Source organism: Amycolatopsis sp. SID8362 (assembly GCF_010550475.1).
GTDB lineage: Bacteria > Actinomycetota > Actinomycetes > Mycobacteriales > Pseudonocardiaceae > Amycolatopsis > Amycolatopsis eburnea.
Genome location: NZ_JAAGNB010000610.1, coordinates 1 through 549, shown reverse-complemented (window position 1 = coordinate 549; position 549 = coordinate 1). Strand labels below are relative to the sequence as shown.

Genomic DNA, 549 nt, shown 5'->3' with positions numbered 1-549 from the left:
CCGTGCCGGCGCTGATCCCGGTGGCCGGCGCGGCCGACGCCGCGAGCGCCACGAACCCGGCAACCCCGCCGACGACGAGCACGACCGCGGTCACCACCCGGCGATCGCGGGCGCGCCGTCCGAAGAGGACGGTCAGCACCAGGCTGAACACCCCCAGCGGCTGGACCACCGGGAGCGGGGCCAGCGACAGCGCGACGAGGTGCAGCAGGCTGCCGCCGATCGCCAGGCCCGTGCCCGCCCACCAGCCGGGGGAGCGCAGAAGCCGCGCCAGTTGGCGCCACCCGGGCGTGCCCGCCACGTTGAGGTCGGCGACCTCGGCGTGCTGACGCGTCGCGGCCACGGCGAACAACGCGGCGGCGATCAGGGCGAAGGTGATTGCTAGGGCGGTCATCGGAGGGCCTGCGGGAGTTCGGTGGCGGCTGTGCGCCGCAGGGTGAGCGCGAGCCTGCCGACGATGAGGAACTCGGCCTGTGCCGCGCCGAACGCGGCGAGGGCGCAGGCGATCGCGAGGGCGGTCACCGGACGCCCCGCGCGAGTTCGGTGGCGGCC

1 pseudogene is annotated in these 549 nt (G+C 76.3%); it reads right to left on the bottom strand.

The window, feature by feature from the left end:
• A pseudogene (locus G3I65_RS18880) lies at nucleotides 1-391 on the bottom strand (glycosyltransferase family 4 protein); the annotation flags it as partial.
• Between the last annotated feature and the right edge of the window lie 158 nt (nucleotides 392-549).